This is a genomic window from Sphingopyxis soli, from assembly GCF_018682675.1.
GTDB lineage: Bacteria > Pseudomonadota > Alphaproteobacteria > Sphingomonadales > Sphingomonadaceae > Sphingopyxis > Sphingopyxis soli.
This window is the reverse complement of sequence record NZ_JAFMTR010000022.1, coordinates 1-2,842: the sequence shown is the minus strand read 5'-3', so window position 1 is coordinate 2,842 and position 2,842 is coordinate 1. Positions and strand designations below refer to the sequence as shown.

The window sequence follows — 2,842 nt, the reverse complement described above, 5'->3', positions numbered from 1 at the left end:
GATTCTTGTTTTGCCGTGTTTTCCGGGTCGTCAGGTGATTCCACCTGACTTGAAAACACTCTAACGGCAGTCGGCGAGCGCGATCTCGTAAAGCTTTGGCCAATATTTTCCGGTGACGAACAGCCGCTTCTTCTTCGCATCCCACGCGATGCCGTTGAGGACGCTGTCGCCGCCGGTCGCGCCCGCATCCTGCTTGAGCCCGGTCAGATCGACGTAGGATTTGATGTCGCCGCTTGCAGGATCGATGCGAACGATCAGGTCGGTCATCCAGACATTCGCCCAGACCTGACCGTCGATCGTTTCGAGCTCGTTGAGCATCGCCAGCGGACGGCCGCCGAAACGGACCGTGACGCGTTTCTGTTCGGTCATCGTCGCGGGATCGAAAAACTTGAGGTCCGACGACCCGTCGCTGAGGACGAGCTTGTCCCCGACCATGGTGACGCCCCACCCCTCGCCGTCATATTCGAAGGTGCCGAGCGGTTTCAGATCCTTGATCGACCAGCGATGCCCCACGCCATTCTGCCAGGTTACGCCGACGATCTGGTCGCCCCAGCGCGTGATGCCCTCGCCGAACTGATCCGGCGGCAGCCGGGTCTGGATCAGCGCGCGACCGGTCTTGAGATCGAGCCGCGCGACGCGCGATTGGCCGTACTGGCCGGTGGCTTCATAAAGGTGCCCGTCGTCCCAGAAGAGGCCCTGCGTGAAGCTGGTCGCGTCGTGCGGATAGCTCTGGACGATACGATAACCGCAGCGTTCGATCGGCGCGGGATCGGCGGCAGCAGCGGCGAGGGCGAGGAAGAGGAGCATGGATGCCTAGCTATGCCCGGCAAGGTGAACTGGCAATGTCCCGCCCATCCTATTTCGCACACACAAAAGGGCCGGAGCATCTCTGCCCCGGCCCTCTTTTCATCCGACTGAGCGCCGAACGGTACGGACTTAGAAGTCCATGCCGCCCATGCCGCCCATGCCGCCGCCGCCCATCGGCATCGCCGGCTTGTCTTCGGGCAGCTCGCTGACCGCAGCTTCGGTGGTGATCAGCAGGCCCGACACCGACGCGGCGTCCTGAAGCGCGGTGCGCACGACCTTGGTCGGGTCGATGACGCCGGCGGCCTTCAGGTTTTCATAGACGTCGGTCGCGGCGTTGAAGCCCTGCTCCTGGTTGTTCTCGCGCAGCAGGTTGCCCGCGACAACCGCACCGTCGTGGCCGGCGTTGGCCGCGATCTGGCGCAGCGGCGCTTCGATCGCCTTGCGGACGATGTCGATGCCGCGGGTCTGGTCGTCGTTGGCGCCCTTCAGGCCTTCGAGAGCCTTGGTGGCGTACAGCAGAGCCGTACCGCCGCCGGGGACGATGCCTTCCTCGACCGCGGCGCGGGTCGCGTGCAGCGCGTCGTCGACGCGGTCCTTGCGTTCCTTCACCTCGACTTCGGTCGCGCCGCCGACCTTGATCACGGCAACGCCGCCGGCGAGCTTCGCCAGACGTTCCTGCAGCTTTTCGCGGTCATAGTCGCTGGTCGTGGTTTCGATCTGCGCGCGGATCTGTTCGACGCGGCCCTTGATCGCATCATGGTCGCCAGCACCATCGACGATGGTGGTGTTGTCCTTGTCGATCGTGACGCGCTTCGCCTGGCCGAGCATGTTCAGCGTGACCGACTCGAGCTTGATGCCCAGGTCTTCGCTGATCATTTCGCCGGCGGTCAGGATCGCGATGTCCTGCAGCATCGCCTTGCGGCGATCGCCGAAGCCCGGCGCCTTGACGGCCGCGACCTTCAGGCCGCCGCGCAAGCGGTTGACGACGAGGGTCGCGAGGGCTTCGCCTTCGATGTCCTCGGCGATGATCAGCAGCGGACGGCCCGACTGCACAACCGCCTCGAGGATCGGAAGCATCGACTGGAGGTTCGACAGCTTCTTTTCGAAGATCAGGATGTACGGATCGGTGAGTTCGACCGTCATCTTTTCGGGGTTGGTGATGAAGTAGGGCGACAGGTAGCCGCGGTCGAACTGCATGCCTTCGACGACGTCGAGCTCGAACTCGAGGCCCTTGGCTTCCTCGACCGTGATCACGCCTTCCTTGCCGACCTTTTCCATCGCTTCGGCGATCTTCTCGCCGACTTCGGTGTCGCCGTTGGCCGAGATGATGCCGACCTGCGCGATTTCCGACGAGCCCGACACCGGGGTCGAACGCGCCTTCAGATCTTCGACGACCTTGTTGACCGCGAGGTCGATGCCGCGCTTCAGGTCCATCGGGTTCATGCCGGCGGCAACCGACTTCATACCCTCGCGAACGATCGCCTGGGCGAGAACGGTCGCGGTGGTGGTGCCGTCACCGGCCTTGTCGTTAGCCTTGCTGGCGACTTCGCGCAGCATCTGCGCGCCCATATTCTCGAACTTGTCCTTGAGTTCGATTTCCTTGGCGACGCTGACGCCGTCCTTGGTGATGCGGGGGGCGCCGAAGCTCTTGTCGATCACGACATTGCGGCCCTTCGGCCCCAGCGTGACCTTGACGGCGTCGGCGAGGATGTCGACGCCCTTGAGGATGCGCTCGCGCGCGTCGCGCGAAAATTTAACGTCCTTGGCAGCCATGTGGATGCTCCTTCAGATAGAATGAAACAGGGAAGAACGGGCTCAGGCGAGGACGCCGAGGATGTCCGATTCCTTCATGATCAGCAGCTCTTCGCCGTCGACCTTGACTTCGGTGCCCGACCATTTGCCGAACAGGATGCGGTCGCCCGACTTGACGTCGAGCGGCGTGACCTTGCCGTCTTCGGCCTTGGCGCCGGAACCGACGGCGACGACTTCGCCTTCCTGCGGCTTTTCCTTGGCGGTGTCGGGGATGATGATGCCG

The 2,842-nt window shown here is 63.6% G+C and carries 3 protein-coding genes; all 3 read right to left on the bottom strand.

The annotated features are described in order from the left end of the window. Positions 1 to 60 precede the first annotated feature (60 nt). Positions 61 to 807 (bottom strand): glutaminyl-peptide cyclotransferase, encoded by a 747-nt coding sequence (locus J1N50_RS03100; RefSeq protein ID WP_215350287.1) that lies wholly within the window; start codon positions 805 to 807, stop codon positions 61 to 63. Positions 808 to 936: 129 nt separating this feature from the next. Then, positions 937 to 2,580 carry a chaperonin GroEL gene (groL, locus tag J1N50_RS03095; protein ID WP_215350285.1) on the bottom strand — a complete coding sequence of 548 codons (1,644 nt, stop codon included), beginning with the start codon at positions 2,578 to 2,580 and terminating at the stop codon, positions 937 to 939. Between the two features lie 42 nt (positions 2,581 to 2,622). Beyond that, positions 2,623 to 2,842 (bottom strand): co-chaperone GroES (locus tag J1N50_RS03090; RefSeq protein WP_215350283.1); only part of this gene is annotated, 220 nt, incomplete at its 5' end.